This window comes from Polaromonas sp., from assembly GCF_012927485.1.
Lineage (GTDB): Bacteria > Pseudomonadota > Gammaproteobacteria > Burkholderiales > Burkholderiaceae_C > Polaromonas.
Map to the genome: position 1 here is coordinate 1 of NZ_JABBPC010000024.1, position 23,960 is coordinate 23,960.

The 23,960-nt window shown below is 59.1% G+C and carries 23 protein-coding genes; 7 read left to right on the plus strand and 16 right to left on the minus strand.

Going from position 1 to position 23,960, the window contains the following annotated elements; all coding sequences use genetic code 11:
• The 6 genes from HHJ16_RS09335 to HHJ16_RS09360 form a co-directional block, all read right to left on the minus strand.
• On the minus strand, nt 1–2,158 hold a 2,158-nt coding region (locus HHJ16_RS09335; RefSeq protein WP_293642355.1), incomplete at its 3' end, for a hypothetical protein.
• 27 nt (nt 2,159–2,185) lie between these two features.
• Nucleotides 2,186–3,562: a restriction endonuclease subunit S gene (locus tag HHJ16_RS09340; protein ID WP_293642356.1), complete on the minus strand. Its 1,377-nt coding sequence runs from the start codon at nt 3,560–3,562 to the stop codon at nt 2,186–2,188.
• On the minus strand, nt 3,559–3,693 hold the full coding sequence (locus HHJ16_RS09345; RefSeq protein WP_293642357.1) for a hypothetical protein: 135 nt from the start codon (nt 3,691–3,693) through the stop codon (nt 3,559–3,561). The genes HHJ16_RS09340 and HHJ16_RS09345 overlap by 4 nt, the downstream gene beginning before the upstream one ends.
• Complete coding sequence (locus HHJ16_RS09350) at nt 3,690–4,868, minus strand: ATP-binding protein (protein ID WP_293642358.1); 1,179 nt, start codon at nt 4,866–4,868, stop codon at nt 3,690–3,692. The genes HHJ16_RS09345 and HHJ16_RS09350 overlap by 4 nt, the downstream gene beginning before the upstream one ends.
• Complete coding sequence (locus HHJ16_RS09355; protein ID WP_293642359.1) at nt 4,865–6,331, minus strand: type I restriction-modification enzyme R subunit C-terminal domain-containing protein; 1,467 nt, start codon at nt 6,329–6,331, stop codon at nt 4,865–4,867. The genes HHJ16_RS09350 and HHJ16_RS09355 overlap by 4 nt, the downstream gene beginning before the upstream one ends.
• Nucleotides 6,268–7,695 carry a DEAD/DEAH box helicase family protein gene (locus tag HHJ16_RS09360; RefSeq protein ID WP_293642360.1) on the minus strand — a complete coding sequence of 476 codons (1,428 nt, stop codon included), beginning with the start codon at nt 7,693–7,695 and terminating at the stop codon, nt 6,268–6,270. The genes HHJ16_RS09355 and HHJ16_RS09360 overlap by 64 nt, the downstream gene beginning before the upstream one ends.
• A gap of 142 nt (nt 7,696–7,837) precedes the next feature.
• Between HHJ16_RS09360 and HHJ16_RS09365 the strand changes: the two genes are divergently transcribed.
• The 4 genes from HHJ16_RS09365 to HHJ16_RS09380 all read left to right on the plus strand — a co-directional run bounded on the left by HHJ16_RS09365 (nt 7,838) and on the right by HHJ16_RS09380 (nt 10,560).
• The gene (locus tag HHJ16_RS09365) at nt 7,838–8,770 is read left to right on the plus strand and encodes an alpha/beta hydrolase (protein ID WP_293642361.1); all 933 of its coding nucleotides are present in this window, start codon (nt 7,838–7,840) and stop codon (nt 8,768–8,770) included.
• Nucleotides 8,771–8,785: 15 nt separating this feature from the next.
• A complete protein-coding gene (locus tag HHJ16_RS09370) occupies nt 8,786–9,283 on the plus strand; it encodes an OsmC family protein (RefSeq protein WP_293642363.1) in 498 nt (165 codons plus the stop codon).
• Nucleotides 9,284–9,352: 69 nt separating this feature from the next.
• The gene (locus HHJ16_RS09375) at nt 9,353–9,922 is read left to right on the plus strand and encodes a DUF1439 domain-containing protein (RefSeq protein WP_293642368.1); all 570 of its coding nucleotides are present in this window, start codon (nt 9,353–9,355) and stop codon (nt 9,920–9,922) included.
• Between the two features lie 242 nt (nt 9,923–10,164).
• Nucleotides 10,165–10,560, plus strand: coding sequence for a DUF4149 domain-containing protein (locus HHJ16_RS09380; RefSeq protein ID WP_293642369.1), 396 nt, complete (start codon nt 10,165–10,167; stop codon nt 10,558–10,560).
• An 86-nt stretch (nt 10,561–10,646) separates the two neighbouring features.
• Here HHJ16_RS09380 and HHJ16_RS09385 read toward each other — a convergent pair whose 3' ends face one another.
• Nucleotides 10,647–11,489, minus strand: coding sequence for a UPF0149 family protein (locus HHJ16_RS09385; protein WP_293642370.1), 843 nt, complete (start codon nt 11,487–11,489; stop codon nt 10,647–10,649).
• Between the two features lie 348 nt (nt 11,490–11,837).
• Here HHJ16_RS09385 and HHJ16_RS09390 point away from each other — a divergent pair, with 348 nt between their 5' ends.
• Nucleotides 11,838–12,044, plus strand: a complete 207-nt coding sequence (locus HHJ16_RS09390) for a hypothetical protein (protein ID WP_293642371.1) — start codon at nt 11,838–11,840, stop codon at nt 12,042–12,044.
• A 52-nt stretch (nt 12,045–12,096) separates the two neighbouring features.
• Nucleotides 12,097–14,283, plus strand: a complete 2,187-nt coding sequence (locus HHJ16_RS09395) for a phosphocholine-specific phospholipase C (protein ID WP_293642373.1) — start codon at nt 12,097–12,099, stop codon at nt 14,281–14,283.
• 114 nt (nt 14,284–14,397) lie between these two features.
• On the opposite strand, the gene HHJ16_RS09400 is transcribed toward HHJ16_RS09395, so the two are convergent.
• From HHJ16_RS09400 to argS, 8 genes are all read right to left on the minus strand, one after another.
• Nucleotides 14,398–14,817: a putative toxin-antitoxin system toxin component, PIN family gene (locus HHJ16_RS09400; RefSeq protein WP_293642374.1), complete on the minus strand. Its 420-nt coding sequence runs from the start codon at nt 14,815–14,817 to the stop codon at nt 14,398–14,400.
• A 12-nt stretch (nt 14,818–14,829) separates the two neighbouring features.
• The gene (locus HHJ16_RS09405; protein WP_293642375.1) at nt 14,830–16,173 is read right to left on the minus strand and encodes a THUMP domain-containing protein; all 1,344 of its coding nucleotides are present in this window, start codon (nt 16,171–16,173) and stop codon (nt 14,830–14,832) included.
• Between the two features lie 24 nt (nt 16,174–16,197).
• Complete coding sequence (locus HHJ16_RS09410; protein ID WP_293642376.1) at nt 16,198–17,745, minus strand: RNA polymerase factor sigma-54; 1,548 nt, start codon at nt 17,743–17,745, stop codon at nt 16,198–16,200.
• Nucleotides 17,746–17,865: 120 nt separating this feature from the next.
• Nucleotides 17,866–18,654 carry an LPS export ABC transporter ATP-binding protein gene (gene lptB / locus HHJ16_RS09415; RefSeq protein ID WP_293642469.1) on the minus strand — a complete coding sequence of 263 codons (789 nt, stop codon included), beginning with the start codon at nt 18,652–18,654 and terminating at the stop codon, nt 17,866–17,868.
• Nucleotides 18,655–18,665: 11 nt separating this feature from the next.
• Complete coding sequence (lptA, locus tag HHJ16_RS09420; RefSeq protein WP_293642378.1) at nt 18,666–19,304, minus strand: lipopolysaccharide transport periplasmic protein LptA; 639 nt, start codon at nt 19,302–19,304, stop codon at nt 18,666–18,668.
• Between the two features lie 171 nt (nt 19,305–19,475).
• Nucleotides 19,476–20,141: a thiol:disulfide interchange protein DsbA/DsbL gene (locus HHJ16_RS09425; protein WP_293642380.1), complete on the minus strand. Its 666-nt coding sequence runs from the start codon at nt 20,139–20,141 to the stop codon at nt 19,476–19,478.
• Nucleotides 20,142–20,274: 133 nt separating this feature from the next.
• The gene (locus HHJ16_RS09430; RefSeq protein WP_293642382.1) at nt 20,275–20,940 is read right to left on the minus strand and encodes an SPOR domain-containing protein; all 666 of its coding nucleotides are present in this window, start codon (nt 20,938–20,940) and stop codon (nt 20,275–20,277) included.
• Nucleotides 20,941–20,993: 53 nt separating this feature from the next.
• The gene (argS, locus tag HHJ16_RS09435; protein ID WP_293642384.1) at nt 20,994–22,679 is read right to left on the minus strand and encodes an arginine--tRNA ligase; all 1,686 of its coding nucleotides are present in this window, start codon (nt 22,677–22,679) and stop codon (nt 20,994–20,996) included.
• 216 nt (nt 22,680–22,895) lie between these two features.
• Here argS and HHJ16_RS16890 point away from each other — a divergent pair, with 216 nt between their 5' ends.
• Nucleotides 22,896–22,958: a hypothetical protein gene (locus HHJ16_RS16890; RefSeq protein WP_366557482.1), complete on the plus strand. Its 63-nt coding sequence runs from the start codon at nt 22,896–22,898 to the stop codon at nt 22,956–22,958.
• Nucleotides 22,959–23,012: 54 nt separating this feature from the next.
• On the opposite strand, the gene HHJ16_RS09440 is transcribed toward HHJ16_RS16890, so the two are convergent.
• On the minus strand, nt 23,013–23,924 hold the full coding sequence (locus HHJ16_RS09440; RefSeq protein ID WP_293642386.1) for a LysR family transcriptional regulator: 912 nt from the start codon (nt 23,922–23,924) through the stop codon (nt 23,013–23,015).
• Nucleotides 23,925–23,960: the final 36 nt, after the last annotated feature.

Consider the following 23,960-nt stretch of genomic DNA (forward strand, 5'->3'; position numbering starts at 1 on the left):
AATCATCAATCTGGAATTTGGACAAATGTTGCGAGACTTGGAGTTCTTCACATCTGCCGTGAAATTTCCACAGCCATAGGGGCCGCCTCAACGTGTCAAATATGTACGCAGGGATCATCCAATAACCTATGGCGGCTAACAACAAAGTTACGAAAAAGAAAGAGGGAGTCTTATCCGTAGGAGCGTACCAATATGCCGTCCCCACAGCGATCAGATACGTGATGAAGAGTGCCCATTTAAGCAGTTGCGTCGCGTTTTCAGCGCTGCGCAGGGCCTTTTCCATACGCAAATCAATATTAGCGTTAGCAGCGACCTCAATTTCACTCAATCGATTAGCGAGGTCACCAATCTGCCCATCACGTAACGTAACCGCTTTCTCAGCCGCTTGTCTCTGGTGCGCATGGGCTTCTTCAAGTCGCAATATTTGACTTTGCCGTTCAAACTCTTCATCCGCATGGCGTTTAGTCGCCACCGCAAGCGCTTCACTATGCTCCCGCGTCAATGCCGCCTCCCGCTGTTCGGCTATGGTCCGAACCTCTTCCGCCGTACTCAACCGAACAACTTCAAGTAGATCATCCACGTTATCCAACCTGATCAAACTCGGAAAGGCCATAGTGGACTGCACCAAACAGCGTTGGGCGCGTTGATCACGCATCAACGCCATGAAAATCTCCGCTTTTTTTGGATCAAGCTCCGTGAGGTACTGCCTCACCTTACTTACCAAATCAGTTTGCGGATTCATCACGTAGGAGCAGTTCGCAATTAACTTCTTCCGCGAAAGATTGCCGAGATTGCCTCCAACCGCAAACCACAGATACCCCGCCAATCGCCGATCGGTCAAGGCAGCGGGAACATCGTCTCTTTTCAGCAGGTTCTTGTAGACGACAAAACTGCTGGACTTGGAAGCAACAACATCATTGCGCGTAACGAACAGCCATTTCGCGTCAGCAATTGACTTCGCATGCTGTATAGCTCCACGCAAACGAAGCACAGTCGCGATTGATCGCGCGTCTCGTATCCGTCGTTCAAGATTAGTATGGAGTGGTCCAATCGTATTCCGCAATCCTTCTTCAGTCGCAAGGTCACAAAAAACAAACAAGTCTTCAATGGCGCAGGTATTTGCATCCAGGATTTCGAAACCCATTGTGACTAGCTGCGACTCCAAATTGTCGAGAGTCGCACGTGCATAGCCCGCGTGACTAGAGTCACTGCGAATTCTGTTGCCTAGTGGGCCGAAAGGTGTTTCACCTCTTTGCATTGCCTCCAACGGACCGCGAAGCGTGCCCTTCATTTCCGCAACAACATGAGCAAAGACGACCTTCCGTATTCCGGCCTTTTCGATCAATGCGAACAGGTCTTTAGAGAAATCGTGCAATTCAGGAGTACTGAGGTCTAAGAAGTCAAGGATCAGGGGGCCGTCGAACGACATCGAAATGTTGTTTAAGGCAGCCGAAGAACTTGGCACCTGCAACGTGAGCACCACCTCAGCAATAAGCGCACCACCCGTGAGCCGCGTTATTAGGTCGGCGCCAGATCCACCTTGCTCAATCGTCTGAAGTGCAAAGGCTGCAGACAGTACATCAAGAGCTTGATCCAGGTGAACTGCATCCTGTTCATCATCTACAACATCATTGAGAACAAGCTTCTTTCCTTTGTAGTAGTTTTTCTCGCGTCGATCCACGAAGCTCAAAAAATCAACGCTTGTTAGTCTCTTCAAAAAGGCATTTTGCAAAGAATCATCGGGTACATGTATGTCAATTTTCTTTAGCGACTCTGATGCAAATTGGCTAAACGATGCCAGCAGCTGATTTATTCCAGAGTCATTCAATGGAGTTTCCACATGTGGGGAGGGTTCAACCCGATATGTATGTGGCTCACCTGGGTCGATTCGCAACAATCTAAACTCCGCGAGCTTCTCTGCTAGGCCAGCCGCAACAAGCGGACTCATTGGGATGTCATAGGCTTTCTCAACCGCGCTCGAAAACTCCGCTGGGTCAAAGCGCCTGTTTGCGCGTTTCGCGAGAATAGGAACGAACAATGGCACCAGCCCGGCCACTAAGTCACCTGTCTTTGAATAGGCTTCTTCGACAAATGCGAAGGCAACTAACTCTCTGGGACTTATCGCCCCGTTGTTTCCGGTTAAATCAACATTTGTCATACCTATTTCATCCTTTTGGTTCGCAGTTCAATAAGAAAAACATTTCATCAAAACCGTCTGCCGAAGACTCTTGGCACGCGTCAAATTGCTGTCGACTTCCACCTCAACGCCGCGAATAAGGGACAGGCGTCGGTCAACTTCAGCAAGGATACGGTGCTGCTCTTTCAAAGGCGGCACGGGAATGGCGAATCGCTTAACGTCGCCGACATTGATGTGCGCCACCGTGCTCCCAAGAGCTTGGGCGCGGTATTGCGACTTCACAACTTCAGAATGCAGCGTGTGCATGAGTAGGCCACTTGAAAAGCCAGCAGATGAGCGCAACAGCATCACACGCTGACCAAGGCAGGGGGTCATTTGGTCTGGAATCATGATTGCGGTGCCAATTGTTCCCTCGCGGGCAAACACGATGTCACCGGCGCGTGGCGCAAGGCGAGAAATTCGATCCTGAAAAGTAGCCTGATCAACATACCGTGCTCGTTCCTTAACAAGCCCCTCCGCTGTCATCCATGTGGTGTCAATACATGGGAAACCATCATCTTGAAACCGAGCAGTACTGTGGGGGCAATCTACGATCTGCTCGCAGAGCATCTCTACTGCTGCCCAAACCCATCCACTTGGCAAGTCGCCCAGATTTTCAGTGTGTAATGGCGCGAGCTCCTTGTACTGGCCCTTCCCTTTCCACTCTTTACGCCGCGCCTCAAGAATCCGCTGCAGAAGCTGCCTACCAGCCTCAAAGCTGCGCCCTTCCCGGTGGGCTAGTTCGGCTTCTGTGGGGACGAGGCGGCCTTCCACGGCGTCTTTGAGGACGGAGGCTTTGTAGCGTTTGAGGTTGGCCTTGACGCGTTTCAGGTTGGCGACGGCTTCGTCGAGGCGGGAGAACTGCTTTTCGAGTTCGGCGACGATTTCACGCTGTTGCTCAATGTCTGGCAATGGGATCCGTTGGTCTTCGAGGAACGCGCTTGGCACTCGACGAAGTCCAACAGCTCCGGTCATGTGGCCGGACGCTTCTTTGCGGAATGTCTGGCTGGACACGAAGTAGTAGATGTACCGTGCGTCAACGCCAGAACGCGGGCGAAGAACGTGAAACTCAGTCGAGCCAAAGCCAACGCTGTTTACCAGCATGCGGGCAATGGCCATCTTGCCGTTTTCCATGCACGGGGTGACCTTGGCAAACAGGATGTCGCCGTCACGGAAATGTGTGTAACCTTTTTTGACATCCGCGTATTTGCGAATGGTCGATACATCAATGCCGCCAGACAGCGCTTCGACCGCAGCCATCGGAACGAATGACACGTCCAAGTCATCATTCAGTGAACTGCGGTCAAGCTTGGGATTGACCTCCACTGCTTGGGACAGAGGCACGATGTGCGCGGCGGCGATCACATCATCAGGTACAACACTCACGCCGCCAACTCCCGGTTCATCGCCTCAAGCACCTTAGTCAATTCCGCGCCAACCAGTCGGACCACTCGGGCCATGCCGCCTTTCTGGGCGAAGAGAAAGAGGTAGCCTGCTGTGTATTCGCGCATGTTCATTTTTTCTTTTCAGTCTGATTGGCCAGCCACGCTTGGCCTTGCGCGGTGAGGCGGTATTTTTGTTGGGGGCTACGGGGGGAGTCTGGATGCGTCATTTCCAACAGGCCTTGGTCCATCAATGGCTGGATGACTTGGTCCCTGAACTTGGTCCGGTTGGTCCGATTGACCACGGCCATCAAATCGGTTAAGGCCGCGCCAGTGCTGGCTTTTGCGAGGATTTCGACTTGGTCCCCACTTGGTCCCAACTTGGTCCCTGGCTTGGTCCCTGCGGTGGTCACTTCGGCACCACCTGTCGTGCCCTTGGGCCGCCACAAAGTCTGGATGAATTGCCCACCGTCTTGCCGAAACTCCGGCGCAGGCAAGCCTGCCTGGGCACACAGGTTGATCATGTCCAGCGTGCCGGTGCCTGCCTTTTCAATGTAGCGGGCCAAAAACAGCGGCTCGGCAATGCGCGGGCTGCGGGGAATGGATGCATGCGGGCGGCGCAGGTTGTCCACGGTCAGTTGCGGAGGCAACTCGCCGGGGTTCCAGATTTCGAGCCGATCTGCAAACAGCATGACCTGCACCGAGGCGTTGGAGGTGTAGTCCCGGTGCGCTACGGCGTTGACGATGGCTTCGGCCACAGCTTCGCGCGGCAGCTCATAGTCAACCGGGGCCTGTGCGCCTGCTGCGCGGGTGCCCACGGATCTGGCAATTTTGGACAGCACAAAATCCGGCGCCTGATCAACCAGGTGATCCACCAGGCTGGCATGGATGGCGGCAATCAGTTCTGGAATATCGCCAAAGCGGCGGCGAATCAGCTGGTCGCCCGCCTTGCGCACCAGCGCACGCATTTTGAGGTGGCGCGCGCTGTCATCACCACCACGGACATAGATCAGGCGGGGTTTGCCCAAGGTCGTGGCACGGTCAAATTCGCGTTCAGTTGGCGAGATGCCTTGGGCGTCTTCGAATCCGTAGTCATTGCCAAACAAGGCCAGGTAGAGCGTGCAACGGTCTACTTCGCTCAAGTACACCGCGTCAGCACGCAGGTCTGCAGCGGGCAGGTCTTCAAACAGGAAAACCTCAAAAAACCGAGACAACAGCGGGTCGGCGTGAATGAAGTCTTTGACTGCCCGTCGCTCCAATGCCAGCTCTTTTTGTACCGAGCTAATGAAAATCCGTTGCTTTGCACTCACGCCGCCAACTCCCGATTCATCGCCTCAAGCACCTTCGGCAATTCCGCGCCAAACAACTGATGCACCTTGCCGATGCCGCCCTCCTGCGCAAACGGGGAGTAGTCAAAGTCGTCGGGTTCGATGCCAAGGTTTGCGGCGATGTGATCACGGATCATTTCTAGCCAGTGCAGTTGTTCGGGGGTGAAGGAGGTGCCGCTTTGCGCCAACCAGGCTTTGAAGTTGGCATTGACGCGCTCGGGGAATGGAACCAGCTCATTGTCCTGGTGCATGGCGAAGCGCACCAGGCTGACCAGGTCGGTCAGGATGCGGCGGCGGTTGTCGCCTTTGACTTTCGTTTTGTCCAGCGCGACGTAGGCTTGCCAGAGCTGGCCCTCGGTCCACAGGTGCGGCGGGGCTTGCAGGGCGTCGGCCAAAGTCTTGAGCGCTTCAAACGTCAGGGGTTCAGGGGAACGCTGCGGGCGACTATAAAGAATTTGCAGGGCGGTGATTTCGTCTTTGTGATCGGCGATAAAGCGCTCAAAGGAGTCAACCGTGCCTTGGGCCCGGTCACGGGCGGCTTCGCTAAAGTTGGCCTCAATCAACATATCTTGCGTGACGGTGTCGATGATTTGCTCGGCCTTCTTTTTCAAGTCGATCAAAAGGTTCCGCAGCGCCGGGTCGCACAGGGGTTTGGTGGCGTTGGTCAAGCGCTCTTCGACCCGCTCCGGGTGATCGGCGGCCAGGTCGGGGTCGAGCGCGTCCACAATGCCGCGCGCCAGGTCTTTCAGGGAATAGCCGCCGCTGGCTTGCATGATCTTGAGTCGGTCGGGCTCGGTCAGTTCGCGGTCGAGCCGGGCCAGGCGGGCGGCGACGCTGGACAGCACTTCGGGTTCCACATTGCCCAACGCCACGGCTTGCAGCAGTTTGTCGAAAGGCACGGACTTTTTCTGGTCCATGGGGGCGGAGTCGGTTTTGTCTTGCTCGCATACGCCAACGCAATCGACGATGACGAAGTGGTCTTTGGCTTTGGCGTCGGGCGTCACGGCCTGCAAGTCGGTGGGCGCGATGATGCGCACGCCACGGCCTTTCATCTGCTCGAAGAAGTTGCGGCTTTTGACCGAGCGCATGAACATCACAATTTCGACCGGCTTGATGTCGGTGCCGGTGGCGATCATGTCCACGGTGACGGCGATGCGCGGAAAGTAGCTGTTGCGAAAGGCGTTGATCAGGTTCTCGGGCTTTTCGCCGGTGGTGCGGTAGGTGATCTTTTGGGCAAAGTCGTTGCCCTTGGCAAACTCTTCGCGCAGGATTTCGACAATCTTCTCGGCGTGGTTGTCGTCCTTGGCAAACACGATGGTCTTGGGCACCTCGGTACGGCCGGGGAATATCTCGGTGAAGAGCTTGTCGCGGAAGGTGCGGGCTATGGTGCGGATCTGATCCGGGGTTTGCACGGCGCGGTCCAGCGCGTCGGCGTCGTAGGCCATGTCTTCGTCCAGCTCTTGCCAGCGGGTTTTGCGGTCAGGCGGTCGCGGTAGCCGACGGAGTAACCGGCCTCGACCTGACTGCCGTGTTCGCTCACCTGGGTGCGGATGCGGTACACGTCGTAGTTGACATTGACGCCATCGGCCACGGCCTGCTGGTGGCCGTATTCCATGACCAGGTTTTGGTTGAAAAAGCCGAAGGTCTGCTTGGATGGCGTGGCGGTCAGGCCGATGAGGTAGGCGTCAAAGTATTCCAGCACCTGACGCCACAGGTTGTAAATACTGCGGTGCGCTTCGTCGGTGACGATGATGTCAAAGGTTTCAATCGGGAAGCTGGGGTTGTAGCCAATGGGTTCGGGTTTGGCGAACAGCTTGCCAAGACCATCGACGCTCTGCTCGTCGTCTTCGGGCGCCAGTTCTCGGCCTTTAAGCATGCTGAACAGGCGCTGAATGGTGCAGATGGTGACGCGGGCTGTTGTGTCGAGCTGGTTGCTGGTGAGGTGCTGAACAATGTATTCCTCGCCAAACTTGTAGTTGTTATACGGTGAGGTGTATTGGTCAAACTCCTTCTTGGTCTGCCGCCCAAGGTTGCCCCGGTCGACCAGAAACAGCACGCGCTTGGCCCCGGCGAACTTGATGAGGCGGTAGATAAAGCTGATGCTGGTAAAGGTCTTGCCGCTGCCGGTGGCCATCTGGATCAGGGCACGGGGTTTGTTGGCTTTGAGCGAGGCCTCCAGATTGCGGATGGCGATTTTCTGGGCGGGCCACAGGCCGTCTTCTATCAACGGTGGCATGGTTTGCAGGCGGGCTAGAAAGGTGCCAGCGCTTGCTGCAGACGCGGCAGGTACCGCAAAGCCAGGACTGGTTTCGCTGGCGGTGCCAGGGCTGGTGGGGCCGGTGTGTACAGCAGCAGACGATTCCCAGCCCTTCTCCCCAATTTTTCCGGGCAGATCTTTCAACCACGCGGCCAGCGTTTCGGGCCGGTGAAAGGCAAAGACGCTGCGGGCGCGGGGTTGCGGGTCCAGCCCCTGGGTGAAGTGGGTTTCGATGCCGGTGGATTCGTAGCTGAACGGCAAGGGCCGACGCCAGGCGGGCAGCACGCTCGGCAGGCCCTGGGCGTAGCGGGCCGACTGCACCTCGACGCCGGTGAGGGTGCTGCCTTCCTTCTTGGCCTCGATCACGCCAGCGGCTTTACCGTCGATATACAGCAGGTAGTCGGCAAAGCCGTAACCGGCGTTAAGGGGAAATTCACGCAGCGCCACACCCCGCGCGGCATGGATGTTGGCATGCGCCATATCGCAGACGTGCCAGCCAGCTTGCTGCAGTAACGCATCGATGCTGACTCTGGCTTTTTGCTCTGGCGTCATACGTTCTCCCTGTGCGGTCTATTTTAGGTGGACTCGAGGACCGCTTTGAACGCACACTGTTGTGAGGCCGTAAGGTAAATGCACCGCTGCGGCCAATCTGCAAAAATACCGTTTATCCGATACCCCCAACAGGAGTTAAAGAATGACTTGGTTTGACGGTTTTGAATCGCGCAGTTTCGAAGTGAATGGCGCCTCCATCCATGCCCGTTTTTCTTCAGTGACGGCGGGCGATACGCCTCGCCCGGCTCTGCTGCTGTTGCATGGCTTTCCACAATCGCATGTGATGTGGCATCGGGTGGTGCAGCACTTGAGCCCGCATTATTTTCTGGTCCTGCCTGACTTGCGCGGCTACGGCGACTCCTCCAAAACTCCGGGCTTGCCGGATCACAGCAACTACAGCAAACGCAACATGGCTCACGACATGGTGGCGGTGATGGATGCCTTGGGGAAAGACCAGTTTGACCTGTGCGGTCACGACCGTGGCGGGCGCGTGGCTCACCGGCTCGCGCTGGACCACGCGTCGCGTGTGAAAAGGCTTTGCGTCATCGACATCGCGCCCACGCTGGACATGTACGAGGGCCGGAGCATGACGCAGCCGTACATGGAATTCGCCCGCGCTTACTACCACTGGTTTCACATGCTTCAGCCCTCACCGCTGCCTGAGATCATGATGGGCGCCAACCACCCGGAAACCGCCCGAGCCTATCTGCACGCCAAACTGGGGGGTTGGGGCAGCATGGGACTGGACTACATCGAGCCCCACGCCCTGGCCGAATACGAGCGCTGCTTTTGCAACGCCGAAGCGCTCCACACGGCGTGCGAAGACTACCGGGCCAGCGCCGCTATCGACCTGGCGCATGACCGCGAAAGCCGTGCGCAGGGCCTGAAGGTGGCCAGCGATATGCTGGTGCTTTGGGGCGAGCGCGGCGTGGTGAATCGACTCTTTGATCCGCTGGCACTCTGGCAAGACCAGTGCAGTGCGGAGGTCTCCGGACACGCCCTGGCAGCGGGCCACTTCATCCCTGAAGAGCAGCCGGAGGCCACCGCAAAGGCGCTCCGGCATTTTTTTAATTAACCCAGCGAGCTGACCATGTCGACTTACTCCGTAGAGGTTGTATGGCATCGCGCAGATGCAGAGTCTGACCGGGATTTTTTGGCCAACCGTTACAGCCGCCGCCATCTGCTGCGTTTTGACGGCGGCCTGGAAGTACCGGGCTCTTCGTCACCGCAGGTGGTGCCGCTGCCCTGGTCGGATGCGTCGGCGCTAGACCCTGAGGAGGCGTTTGTCGCATCACTGTCGAGCTGTCACATGCTCTGGTTTCTATCGATTGCGGCCGAGCGCAAGTTTTGCGTGTCCCGCTACGCGGATGCGGCAACCGGCCTGATGGAAAAGAACGCGGACGGGAAAGTAGCCATTACCGTTGTGACGCTGCGGCCCGAGGTGCTATTTTCCGGAACCCCGTTGCCCACGCGGGAGGCGCTTGACCAGCTTCACCACGCAGCGCATGACGCTTGCTATCTTGCCAATTCAGTGAAAACTGAAGTGCGCTGCGAGCCGGTCTATAGTGCGCGCCAGCCCGGTGGCTGAACCTCGCGCGCCCGCCGACGGTATTCAAAATCCCCGGGAGCACAATTCACAGTCCAACGAAGGAAGCAAATGAAACACAAATGGTTGTTAACGCTTGCCGCCTGGGTGGCATTGGGCGGCGCCGGTTTGCAGGCCCTGCCGGCCGCACACGCCCAGCCCAGCTACACGGTGTCGGCCCAGCAATTGCAGGAGGCCGTCGCGCAACGTTTCCCGATGCATTATCCGGTGAGTGGGCTGCTTGATCTGACCCTGCAGACGCCGCGCCTGCGCTTGATCCCGGCACTCAACCGCTTAGGCACCGAGATGGTTATCGACGCGACCGGCCCGGCTCTGGCTCGCAGCTCTACGGGCACATTCGACGTGGATTTTGCGCTGCGTTATGAGGCTAGTGACCAGTCGATACGCGCCTACCAGCTGCGCGTTAACTCACTGCGGCTGTCGGGCCTGCCGCCTGGACCGTCTGCGCTGCTCGAGGCTTACGGCCCCAGCATTGCCGGGCAGACCTTGCAGGAGGTAGTGGTGCACCGGCTCAAGCCGCAAGATTTGATGGTGGCAGACGGCCTGGGGCTTGAGCCGGGCACCATCACGGTCACGGCCAAGGGGCTGGTAATTGGATTTGTAACCAAGCAGCTGCACTGAAAATATAGGTACCGGGACTTATTAAACGGCCGCAAAGCGCTGGGTGCGCAGCGGCCATTTTCTTTGGAGCGATTTTTGAACCCTGCTTTCATAGGCCCATTCAAGCGCGGTCCCCATGGCTTGAAGCGTTCAGGTACAACCTAGTTCCAGCATCTTCTGGCATAAGTACACCGCATTGCCATGACGCTTGAACTCAACAACTTCGCGAGCTGCCACTTTTCACCCATTCCCGGAGCCGCCTGATGCTGACACACCTCAGTGACCTGATCGTTGCCGCTAACGTGGGCATCATGCTGTTCTTTACGGTGGCGGTGGCGCCCACGATTTTTGTCGTGTTGCCGCTGGAGTGGGCCAGCGCGTATGTGCGCTCGTTTTTTCCTAAATACTATTTGTTTCTGGGCATCACCACCGCCATTGCGGCGGCGCTCGCGGGGACGCCTTTATTGCAAGGCAGTCTGGCGCTCTGCGCGCTGGTCTTTTTCTTCAGCCGGTTTTGGCTCACGCCGCGTGTCAACCGGGCGCGGGACGAAAAGAAGCCCCAGGTTTTCAAAACGCTGCACTTTTTGAGCGTAGCGCTGAACCTGGTGCAACTGGCATTGTTTATCTGGATTCTGGTGGTCAGCCTGCGGGCTGCGTGAAACCATCCAGCGCGTCGAGCGCCGAGCTGTGCCCTGAAACTATTTCACCGTGATATTTGACGGCGCCAGCATCGTCAGCCCCCACTTCACGTCGCCCCACAGCACTTCTTGTATTTTTTCCCGCTGCCGCAGGGGCACAGGTCGTTGCGACCTGGCGCCGCGTCCTTGCGTACGGTTTCGACACGCGGACCCATCGTCGTCCATAGTTCGCGCAGGTCATAGACCGCCCAAATCGCTTCGCCAAAGGCATTCAACCGGGCAATGCTGGTGCTGGGCGGGCCATCTTCGCTAAGGGGCGACACCGCAGGCACGGCTTCGTCGTCTTCAGTCATGGCGACCACCGCCTCCAGCGCACCGTCTAGCCATTTGGCGGCGTCCTTGTCGCGGGGGGCCATCCATTCGTCGGGCCAGCTTTCCACGGCGAACATGAACCCAAGCGCCCACACCTGGGCAAACGCCGGGAGCTCTTCGTCCTTGAACACACTTTGCTCCTCGGGCGGCATCTCGGCCACTGCGCCGCGAATGTCCATCACTTCAGGGTGGTAGCAGTGATCGTCTTCCAGAGAATTCACTTCGGCGTCGAGCGCTGTGACGACCTCGTTCCAGCGCTGGTTCCAAATCGTGACGAAGCGTGCATGCTGCGCTTCGCTGGCAAACGAGCCGCTTTCCGCGTCTGGCGCCTCGCCGTCGGCAGGGGTGCCCAGCAGCACCGGCAGGTATTCAGCCGCATCGATCGGGCGACGCGAGCAAATCACGGCAGCCATGAAGCCCTCACAAAACTCCCACTGTGGCGTTTCGTCGTGGCGGGTCCGGAGATCGTCGAGGATGGCATCGAGCTCGTCGAAGGCGTCCACTTCCAGGAACTCGGGCGTAAGGACGGACGCTGCAGCGGCAGTGTCCACAGAAGAATGGGGCAAGTCTTGGTTCATGGTGGTCGTTTTTCGTTTGATCGGCTTATAGCTGGATTTTTTCCTGCCTCATTTTGCCCTTTTTGCGTTTGACGAATCGGACGAAAAACACACTCTTTCCAAGGAGGGATGCAATTTCGTCAATGGTCGTCAACCCATTGGCGGCAGACGAAGCGCCGCCAGCTGTTTCATTGTCGTAGTTCCTTGAAATTTCACGTTTCAACGCTCGGCAATCGCACCCCTGCACCGCTCCATAAGCAGTCACAAGCTTGTCTTATCGCGCCTTTATTCTCGGTGGCTGCTCCAGTCGGCCTGACTGGATTTCGCTCACCCAATGGGGCTTCCCCCATGAATCCAAGGAGATTAATCTTGCATCCCATTTCACGTTCTGCGGCAGCTTGCAGCGATTCGGCCAAAGCCGGACGCGCAACCGTTCCGGCCTTGTGCAGCCCGCTCGCTGTCGCCCTGTTGCTGACCACCGCGCTGCTGGCGGCTTGTGGCGGCGGTGACGTTAAGGGTAGCGATCAGAGCGCGCCGGCCGACGCAAAAACACCGCAAATTCGTTGCGCGCCGTAAGCGCCCACACCCCGCTGCGATTCGAACTCACCCACTTTTTAGAAACCCACTCATGACTATCCCTAGCAGACGCAATTTTTTGCGCACCGTCGCCGGTACCGCCGGCGCAACGGCTGCGCTTGCCATGTTCCCGCCGGCCATCCGCAAAGCGCTGGCGATTCAGGCCAACAACCAGACGGGAACGATCAAGGACGTTGAGCACATCGTCATCTTCACGCAGGAAAACCGCTCGTTCGACCACTACTTTGGCACGCTGGCCGGCGTGCGCGGTTTCAGCGATCGTTTCCCGATTCCGGTCATGGATGCACTTGGCGACAAGGGCAAGAACGTGTGGTACCAGGCCAACGACACAGACCCCGCCAACCCCCGCATGATTGCGCCGTTTCGCCTGAACACGGTGCAGACTTTCGACTACATGCGCGTGAACGGTACGCCGCACAGCTGGCTGGACGCCCAAGCCGCCTGGGACCACGGCCGCATGAACGCCTGGCCGAAATGGAAGAGAAACCACTCGATGGGCTACTTCACCGAAGCAGACATGCCGTTCCAGTATGCGATGGCCAACGCATTCACTATTTGCGACGCCTACCACTGCTCGTTTCAGGGAGGCACCAACACTAACCGTCTGTTTAACTGGACGGGTACCAACGATCCGCTCGGCAAGGGCAATGGCCCGGCGACTTACAACGACTACGACTGGTTCGCCTCCGACCCCGGAAAGAACGGCGGCTATACCTGGACTACCTACCCGGAGCGGCTCGAAACTGCGGGCATCAGCTGGCAGGTGTACGAAAACATGGCCGATAACTTCACCGATAACCCGTTAGCCGGCTTCAAGGTATTCCGTGACGCCTTTTCAGCGTTGCCGGGGTATTCCCAATCGCTGAAGGACCGCGGTGTCAGCACGCGCGACCTGGACCTGCTCAAGGCGGACGTCCTTGCCAACAAGTTGCCGCAAGTCAGCTTCATTGTGGCAACGGCCGAAGGCTCGGAGCACCCCGGTCCCTCCAGCCCGGCCCAGGGCGCGGACTACACGGCCAAAGTGCTGGACGCACTGACTGCCAATCCCGAGGTCTGGAGCAAGACCGTGCTGTTCCTCAACTTTGACGAGAACGATGGCTTCTTCGACCACGTGCCGCCGCCCTCGGCACCCAGCTACACAACCTACGACGCCGATCCAGCCAAGGCGGTGTTGGCCGGCGCTTCCACCGTCAATACGAACGGCGAATACCACGAAATTATCCTGTCCTACCAGACCAACCCGAATGAACCACTGGCGCTGCACCGTCCCTACGGTTTGGGCCCGCGTGTGCCAATGTACGTGATCTCGCCCTGGTCCAAGGGCGGCTGGGTCAACTCGCAAGTGTTTGACCACACGTCGGTACTCCGCTTTGTCGAGCAACGTTTCGGCGTGATGGAACCCAACATCAGCGCCTGGCGCCGCGCAGTCTGCGGTGATCTGACCACCGCATTCAACTTCAAGGATCCGGACAATACCGAGTTTTTCAAAAAATTCCCGGCTACCGTTACGCTGGCCAATCGTGCGCGCGCGCTGCCGAAGCAGACGATACCGCCGACGCCCGCCCTGCCCGATCTGCCGACGCAAGCCATCGGAACCCGGCCGTCGCGCGCGCTGCCCTATGAATTGCACACCGCTGCCAAGGTGCTGTCGGCCACCACGATTGGACTGACCTTCAGCAATACCGGCAACGCCGCCGCCGTGTTTCAGGTCTACGATCGCAAGCACCTCGACCAGATTCCGCGCCGCTACACCGTCGAGGCCGGCAAACAGCTCGTCGGTCGTTGGGACCTCAGCGCCGACAGCGGCGCCTATGACCTCTGGGTACTCGGCCCCGCTGGCTACCACCGCCACTTCACCGGCACGGCCGTGACAACGGCAGCCGACCCGCTGCCCGAAGTGCAGGTCTGCTATGACATCGCCAACGGCAACGTCTATCTCAAGCTGGCCAACAGCGCGAGTGTGGCGGCAAACTACACGATCACGGCGAATGCCTACCTGACCGATGGTCCCTGGGCTGGCACGGTAGCGGCTGCGGGCCAGGTCGAACAGCACTGGTCTTTGCAGGCCAGCGGCCACTGGTACGACTTTACGGTGACGGTCAAGGGCTTGCCCGGTTACTCGCGGCGTTTCGCGGGCCGTGTGGAAACTAGCGAAGCCACGATCAGCGACCCAGCGCTGGGTGGCGTCGCGGTCGGCGATCAGATCAAGATCGCCTAAACGGCAACCTGCATCCATGACCAGGGCCTGCCGCGGGCTTGCTCGGCGGGTCCTTTCGTTCGCGCCTGGCCCAATGGTTCAAGGCTTTGAGCGCCAGGCGTTCAACGCCAGGATTTAAAGGGTCGCTTGGGCGGTCACCGCATGGGACAAAAGCCGTTTTGCCATGCAAAGTACGGCGCGGTCCTTACTCAGCAATAGGGCTTGGTGCGCCACCGCCAGATCGATAAATTTTTGGTCGTCCGGGTCGCTGCAGCTTGCGTGGGCCGGGGCGGCAACGTCGGTCAACCGGGCCTGTTCGTCAAAGCCCGCCAAGACGTCTTCTGCGCTGAGCTGGTAATACGCCAGCCGCTCGACGATTTTTGGATAAGCCAGCACGCGCGCCAATTCGTCGCGCATGGGCTGCGTCGCGATCCACTTCAGTTCCCCCGCCTCCAGCGCTTTCTTCAGGGGCCGTGCAGCCACATCGTTGAAGAGCAACAGATCGAGAACGATGTTGGTGTCCAGAATGACCGGCTGGGGTGGTTGACGGTTCACGCGACGGGCGGCTTAATCGGCCGGCCGGTCGACTGGTTTTCCGCGCGCAGAACCGGCCACCATGTCAAAGCGGAATAACCGGCACTCGATCGGGCCATTCCACATCGGCACGCGCCGCGACTCCTTCAGGCGCATCTTGCTCGGCAGCTTCAGATCGGGCGTCAGGACATGGGCGGTCCAGCCCGCGTAATGGTTCTTCCAGTGCGCCGCCAACTGGGGAAAGAAATCGGAGGCCTCTTCGCCGCTGGCAGTCTGCGCCTGTTCCCGCCCCGGGTTGGCCGAGCGGTCCCGTGGGGTGTCCATTGAGGCGTCGTTTCGGCGCAGCGGCTGGCCAAACTCGTCAACGCTCTGGCGCCGCTCGTCCCTTTGATTTCGGCTCTGCAGCCCCGACATACCCGCCACGCCCGCGACGTCGATTCGCTCGCCATAAGGCGGGTTGACCAGCATGACGCCTGTCGGGGCGGGGGGCATGCGCTGCAGCGCGTCGCCGCCGCGGAACTCCACCGCGTTGGCCACGCCGGCCCGTTCAGCATTGCGTTCCGAAAAATCGACCATTCGGAACGAGACATCGCTGCCAAACACTGGTGCGGCGGGCTCGGTGATGGCGGCTTCAGCCTGGTCCAGCAAGCCTTCCCAGACGTGGCTCTGGAATGGCAGATATTTCTGGAAAGCAAAGCGGCGGTTAATGCCCGGTGCAATGTTGCAGGCAATCTGCGCCGCCTCGATGGCGATGGTGCCGGAGCCGCAGCACGGGTCGTACAGCGGCACACCTTCTTTGCAGAGCTGGTCCCAGCCGCTGGCGGCGATCATGGCGGCGGCCAAGGTTTCTTTCAGCGGCGCATCGCCTTTGTCTTCGCGCCAGCCGCGCTTGAACAGCGGCTCGCCCGATGTGTCAATGTAGATGGTGACGGTGTCGGTGGTCAGGTGCGCATACACCCGCACGTCGGGCCAGTGAGTATCCACGTCAGGGCGCACATCGAACTTGGCGCGAAAGCGGTCCGCAATCGCGTCCTTGATCTTGAGCGCTGCAAAATTCAGGCTGGTCAACGGGCTGTGCTGGGCCGTGATCTCGACCTTGAAGGTCTGCTTGGGGGTGAACCAGATCTCCCACGCCACACCGGCTGCCGCGTTGTAAAGGTCTTGCTCGCTGCGGTAGGAACTGTGCTGCAACTCGATCAGGACGCGTTGGGCCAAGCGGCTGTGCAAGTTGAGTTGCAGGGCATCGCGCCACGACCCCTGCAACTGCACGCCGGCGCGCCAGGCTTTGCCCTGAATCCCGGTGATACGCTGAACCTCGTTAGCCAGCAGAGCCTCCACGCCGGCGGCGCATGGCAAAAATAGTTGAAGTTGATTCATAAGTAATGCTTGAAAGATTTACCGCTACAGCGCTTTGCGCAAGGTGGTGGGCGCGATCCGCAGCGCCTCGCGGTATTTGGCCACGGTGCGGCGCGCGCATTCAATGCCTTGCTCCTTGAGCATTTCTGAAATCTGGTGGTCGCTGAGCGGCTTTTTGGCGTTCTCCGACGCCACAAACTGCTTGATGAGTGCACGTACCGCCGTGCTGGAAGCGTTGCCGCCGGTTTCCGTGCCGAGCGCCGAGCCAAAGAAGTATTTGAGCTCGAAGGTGCCGAATGGCGTGCTCATATATTTGGCCGTGGTCACACGCGAGATGGTGGACTCGTGCAGACCCAGTTCATCGGCGATCTCACGCAGCACCAGCGGGCGCATCGCCAGCTCGCCATGCGTGAAGAAATTCTTTTGCCGCTCCACAATCGCACTGCTCACCCGCAAGATCGTGTCGAAACGCTGCTGAATGTTCTTGATGAACCAGCGCGCTTCCTGCAAACGCTGTTGCAGCGCCTGCCCGCCCTGGCCTTTGTGCTGCTTCAGCGCGTTGGCATAAATGTCATGCACGCGCAGTCGCGGCATGACGTCGCTGTTGAGCGACACCTTGAAACCCCGGCCCGACTTCACGACGATGACGTCGGGCACGACGAGGTTGCGCTCGACATTGACAAAGCGGCGCCCGGGCTTGGGGTCGAGCCGCCCAATCACGCCAATCGCACCCTTGATCACGGCCTCCGAAAAACCGCACAGCAGGGACAGGCGCCTGACGTCTCGCTTGGCCAGTAATTCCATGGGCTGCTTGCACATCGCCATCGCGGCACGGGTTTCTTCGCAGTCCTTGCAGTCGAGTAGCTGCAGGCCCAGGCATTCGGCCAGGTTGCGCGCACCGACGCCAGCGGGCTCCATGTGGTGCAGCAGCTTCAGCGCCATGGCAAAGCACTGTTCCAACTCTTCTACCTGCTCTAAGTCATCCCCCGCGAGGCCCGTCGCCAACGAGGCAAGGCTGTCTTCAAGGTAACCGTCGTCATTGAGCGATTCGATCAGGAAATGCAGGGCGGCGCGGTCTTCTTCCGAGAGGCGCAGGCTAAGCGACTGTCGATGTAAATAGTCTTGCAGCGATTGGTGGTTACCCGTCAGATCGGACGCCTCTGAATCGCTGTCGTCCAGGTTGTTTTTTCGGGCGGGCGCGTCGCCGCCCCACTCGCTGTCGTCAGGTGCAGACTCGACCGTGCCGTCACCGTCCCAGCTCTCCTCCAGCTTGGGCTCCTGGCTTATTTCTGCATTGGCTTCAGAATCATTTTGGCTTGATGCGCCCGGTCCGTCTGCACTACCCGTTGTTGAACTTGCAGCAGACTCGAACGCCTGGTTGTCTGGACTGACTGGCGTGTCGGTATGCTCCAGGCCGAATTCTTCGCGCACGGCGGCATCTTCGGACATTTCAAGAAACGGGTTTTCGTCGAGCATCTGCTCGACTTCCTGGCTCAACTCAAGCGTGGACAGCTGCAGCAGCCGAATCGACTGCTGCAGCTGGGGCGTGAGGGCCAGATGCTGCGAGACGCGAAGAGAGAGGCCTTGCTTCATAGCGCGCAGTCGATCAGGGCGTCAGCGCCTTGGGAGTTCGCGGAAAAATTTCAACGGCACCCTGCCCCAGGAGAGCGGAGAGCCGAGCAGCAGCAACCAAAGCGACAAGCGTCTTAAGCATCACATTTTGAAGTGTTCGCCGAGATAGACGCGGCGAACATCGGCATTGCTCACGATCTCGGAGGGAGTGCCATTGGCCAACACATGGCCGTCGCTGATGATGTAGGCGTGATCGCAAATGCCCAGAGTTTCGCGCACGTTGTGGTCGGTGATTAATATGCCGATGCCGCGCGATTTCAGAAAGCCGATGATGCGTTGGATCTCCATCACGGCGATCGGGTCGATGCCGGCAAAGGGCTCGTCGAGCAAGATGAACCGCGGCTGGGTGGCCAGCGCCCGCGCGATCTCCACCCGGCGACGCTCACCGCCCGACAATGCGGGTGCCGGCGAGTCACGCAGATGGTCGACCCGCAAATCCTTCAGCAGGGTCTCCAGCCGTGCATTGAGGACGGCACGGGCCAAGGGCTTACCCGCTTCGTCCTGCTGCAATTCCAACACGGCGCGGACGTTTTCTTCGACCGTGAGCTTGCGAAAAATAGAGGCTTCCTGCGGAAGGTAGCTCAGTCCCAAACGGGCGCGCTGGTGAATCGGCATGTGCTCGATCGACTGTCCGTCGATCGATATCTCGCCGGCATCGGCGCGCACCAGCCCCACGATCATGTAAAACGAGGTGGTTTTGCCGGCCCCATTGGGCCCCAGCAAACCGACCACTTCGCCCTTTTGCACAGTCAGCGAGACATCCTGAACTACTTTGCGGCTGCCGTAAGATTTTTGCAGGCCCTGCGCGACCAGACGGCTAGGCGTTTCGGTAGCCGTACTCACCGGCGAAGTGTGAGTCACTTCATTCATTGGTTTCAGATTCATTCTAATTTTTTGTCACCGCCCAGCGTGGTGCTTGGGCGTAGTTTGGGCGCCGGGCCAGCGGGCGACGGGATAACGGCCTCCGGTGCCGGGGTGGCGGCGTGGGGCGTCAGCATGGCGCGCACCCGACCGGTGGGATTGGTCGCCGTTCGGTTCTGCGCGCCGCCATCGACGGTGAACACGTCGGTAGTGTTTTGGTAAACGATCAGTGCGCCGGTGGTCTCATCGACGAGCGTGGCGCCGTTGTAGCGGCGCACAACTGCGCGCTTGATAAATTTAACGACATCGGCCCGGCTGTCGTATTCAATCCGTTCGGCTTCGCCCTCGATGTATTCATCGACCCCATCTCGCTTTCTGCGGTAGAAGGCCAACTTGCCAGGCGCGGCAATGGCGACCGCCTGCTGGTAGCCTTCGGGGTCCTGGGTCACGTCCACCCGCTCGCCTCGAACGATGGTCGTGCCTTTGGTGATGACGACGTTGCCCGTAAACACGCTGTTCTGCTTCAAGTCGTCGTAGCGCAAGGCATCCGCTTCGGCATTCATCGGTTTGTCGCGATCGGCTGTTTCAGCCGCGACCGGCAACACGGCGCCCACCGCCAGGGCGGCCATCAGGAACAAAATGGAAAAGGAATATTTCATAAGGCACGAATCTTGCTGCTTGCGGACTAATGATTGTAGCCACGCCGACCGCGGCAATGGAGTTCACGAAAAATTTGGCTCATAAAAAAACCCGCCAGTAGAAGGCGGGTTTTTTGCCGATTCTTTACGCGGCCTCGGCAGCGGCGGTCGCTTGCCGTGGATTTAGTGACTTTATTTGGCTTTGCCGCGCGATTGACCGATCAGGTAATCGGCCACCTGCAACGCACGCTCCATGCTTTGCGCCAGCGAACCGGAAGTGAAGTAGCGCCCGCCAACGCCGAGCGCAGGGACGCCATCCACCTTGTACGCATCCTGCAGCTGAGTGGCTTTGCGAACCTTGGTGCTGACTGAAAACGAGTTGTACATCTCGATGAATTTGGCTTTGTTAATGCCCTGCTTTTCAGCCCAGGCCGCGACTTCCTCGGCCGTGTTGAGCGCCTGCTTTTCGACATGAATGGCGTAAAACGCCTTTTTGTGGAGCTCGTTGACCTTGTTCAAGCCTTCCAACACATAGTAAAGACGCTGCTGCGGTTCGAAATCAGGTCGAAAAGCAACTGGAACGCGCCTGACACTGACATCTTTAGGCACTTTTTTTGCCCACGCATCAAATTGGGGTTCAAAGCTGTTGCAATGCGGGCAGCTGTACCAGAAGAACTCCACCACCTCAACCTGCCCGGCGGGCGCCTCGGTCAGTGCCGGCTTCTCGAGCGTCAAATAGTCGGTACCGTCCTTGAAGGCTCTGGCCTGGGCTTGCGCCGCAGCGGGCAGCAGGGCTGAACCCAAGGTGGCAACCGCTGCCACGGAAGCGGCTGAAAGCGAAAACGCACGTCGTTGCATCAATTTTTCTCCTGGATTAAAGGGGGGACAGCTGGAATAGAAGAGCGATTAGGGTACGACCGCTTCGGTGGCGGCTTACCGGTAACAAGGTCTGGCAAGTTGGTGCCGTCCAACACATAAAAGTTCAGTAGGCTTATCGCTGTACCCGCACTAGCGCGGTCTCGATCGAATTGTTGTCGAGCCGCTCTTTCATCTTGTCGGCCTCGTCCTTTTTGTCATAGGGTCCGAGGCGTACCCGATAGACCGTTCTGCCGGCCTGGTCTCGCTCAGTCACCTTGGCCTGCATACCCAACAGCGATAACTTGGCCCGCTGCTGTTCCGCGTCTTCCGGGGTACGGAACGCGCCCGCCTGGATGAAATAATTGAAAGGATCAACGCTGGAACTGAATGACGGCGCCGCCGTCTTGGTTCTGGCCTTGGCCAGATCACCCAGGGGATCGTCCGAAGCGGCTGGTTTGGCCGTTTTTGCGGGGGCTGGGGCCAGCACGGACGGCGCGGCAGCGGGTCCCGCCGCTTTTGGGGCCGCCAGCACGGAGGGGTCGGATGGCGTCACATCAGTCACATCCCCGGAGGCCTGAGGCGGTTTGATGGGATTTTTCCCGGCTAGCGGCGCATTCGGGTTCCAGTCTTTGTTCTTTTTGGCTTCTGTGGCATCACTGTCGGCACTGCGCGCCTGCCCTTTGTTCATGAACGGCACCGGCACCTTGGTGATATACACCGCCACGGCCAGCGCGGCGCCGAGTCCGATCAGTGCGCCAATAATCAAACCCAGCAGGGTTCCACCTCGTTGTTTATTCATACCTTGCCCAATTTCCTTGGATGACTTTGAGTGATTGAGCGTTTTACGTCTCTTTACATTTTGCGGGGCGCACTGACGCCCAGCACCGCGAGGCCATTGTGCAACACCTGGGCGGTGGCGGCGACCAGCGCCAGCCGCGCCAGTTTGACATTTTCTTCATCGACCAAAATCCGTTCCGCATCGTAATAGCTGTGGTAGCAGGCCGCAAGTTCGCGCAGATAAAAAGCCACGTCGTGCGGCGCGAAACCCGTGGCTGCATGACTCAGCATATCGGGATATTTGGCCAGAAGCAGCATCAGCGCCTGCGCCTGCGGGCTGGTCAGCGCGGACAGGTCCACGTCTTTTAAGCGGCGCTCATCGCCTCCTTGGGCGGCCCATGTGGTGAGGATGGAGCAGATACGAGCGTGCGCATACTGAACGTAGTACACCGGATTTTCATTGTTTTTTGCCAATGCCAAATCAATGTCGAAGATGTACTCGGTGTCGGGTTTGCGGCTGAGCAAAAAGAAACGCACGGCATCCGCACTGGTCCATTCAATCAGGTCGCGCAGCGTGACGTAGCTGCCGGCACGCTTGGAGATTTTGACTTCCTCGCCGTGGCGCACCACGCGCACCATGGTGTGCAGCACGTAGTCGGGGTAGCCCTGCGGAATTCCGGCGTTGGCCGCCTGCAGTCCGGCGCGGACCCGGGCGATGGTGCCGTGGTGGTCCATGCCCTGGATGTTGATGGCCCAGCTGTAACCGCGCTCCCATTTGGCCAAGTGGTAGGCCACGTCGGGCACGAAGTAGGTATACGTGCCATCGCTCTTTTTCATCACACGGTCTTTGTCATCGCCGTACTCGGTCGACTTGAGCCAGAGTGCGCCATCCTGCTCGTAGGTTTTACCGGCGGCTTTGAGCCGTTCCACCGTGGCCTCGACCCGGCCCGAGCGGTACAGGCTCGATTCGAGATAGTAGTTGTCAAATCGGACCGAAAAAGCCTGCAAATCCAGATCCTGCTCGCGGCGCAGGTAGGCCACGGCAAATTGGCGAATCGATTCGATATCGTCGACGTCGCCTGAGGCGGTAAATTCCCGGTCATCGGACTTGACGGTCTTGCCAGCCAGGAAATCAGCCGCGATATCGGCGATGTAGTCGCCGTTGTAGGCAGGCTCTGGCCAGCCGACGTCGCCGGGCTTAAGGCCTCTGGCGCGCGCTTGCGTGCTGGTCGCCAGGGTGTGAATCTGCACCCCGGCATCGTTGTAGTAAAACTCGCGCCATACCTGCGCGCCCTGAGTGACAAACAAGTTGCAGAGGGCATCGCCCAGCGCCGCCTGCCGGCCATGACCCACATGCAGCGGCCCGGTCGGGTTGGCCGACACGAACTCGACAATCATTCGCTGCGCGCTGTCGACCGGCTGGGAGCCGTACCCCGCCCCGGCCCGCAGTACCTCACGCACGATTTCCTGCTTGGCGGCGGGCTTGAGCCGGATGTTGATAAATCCCGGGCCGGCAATCTCAATCGCCTCCACCCAGCGCTCAAAGGCAGGGGACTGCAGCAAAATGCCACGGAGGGTCTCGGCCGTCTGACGAGGGTTCTGTTTCAGTGTTTTGGCCAATTGCATGGCTGCCGTACAGGCGAAATCACCATGCGCCGCCACCTTGGGCGATTCAAAAGCAGCTTTGTCAGCCGCACCGGGGAGAAGTTGTTCCAGCCCTGCAGCCAAGGCTGCGAGCAGATCTTTTTTAATCGAGAGCATTGGCTGATTTTACGGTTAACGCAGTCATCGAACCCGCTCGCCATGGCGCTGCGTGATCGAATCTCGAACGGAACTCCCGCTTGATTCCTGCAACTTATGGGTGCCTCCCTGAAAAAGCGGTTGTCCCTGATCGCGGTCGCTTTTGTTTTCTTGATCAGCCTGACTCCGATGGCCCACGCTGCTGACAGCGTTGCAACAACCGCCTGGCAAAGCAAGATGACCGCTTGCAGCGCGGACGCCACAGGCAAAAAAGGTGTGATGGGCGCAAGGCCTCTATGAAAGCACGCCTGGGCAAATAAAGCACCCGGCCAACAGCCGACACGGTTTATTCGATCACCGCGAAGACCGCCAAAAATCGGGCTGACTGTAATGGTGCTTTAAAAAATCGATCCACAGACGCACCCGCAGCGGCAAATGCTTGCGCTGCGGAAACACGGCATAGATCCCATTGGGGGGCGCGGCAAAGTCTTCCAGCACCGCCACCAGCCGCCCGGCTGCGATTTCCGACTCGACCTCCCAGGTGCTGCGCCAGGCAATGCCGTAGTCAGCCAGGCACCAGTCGTGCAGCACCTGCCCATCCGAGCAATCCAACGGCCCGCCCGGCTTCAGGTGTATCAGTTCACCGTCCACGTTAAAGGCCCAGCCGCGCGTTTGCGCGGCATCGCTGGACAGCGTGAGGCAGTCGAATTTTGCCAGCTCGCCGGGTTGCTTCGGCGTGCCATGGATTTTTAGGTAGCGCGGCGTGGCCACGCAGAGGCGCCGATTGTCGGCCATGCGCACACTCACCAGCGAGGAGTCCGGCATGTCGCCGACCCGGACCGCACAGTCGAAGCCCTCGCCCGTTAAATCCACCACGCGGTCGCTCAGGTTGAGCGATATCGTCACGTCCGCATGCTGCTCGCGGAATTTAGTGACCAACGGCGCGACGTGGCGCCGGCCAAAGCCGGCCGGCGCGGTGATGCGCAAGTGGCCGCTCGCCTTCACCCCGCCTGCGGAGACACTCGCCTCTGCATTGGCCAGATCGGACAGCAAACGCTGACAGTCCTCCAAAAAAGCACTGCCTTCATGCGTGAGCGCGATGCGCCGCGTGGTGCGCACGAGCAGCTTCACGCCCAGTCGCGCTTCCAGGGCATCCAGCCGCCGACCCATGATGGCGGGCGCCACGCCCTCTGCCTTGGCCGCCGCCGTCAAACTGCCGCGTGCGACCACCGACACAAAAGATTCCAGCTGTTTGAGTTTGTCCATGCGCTGCAATTATGGACATTCACAGGATCTGGCGGG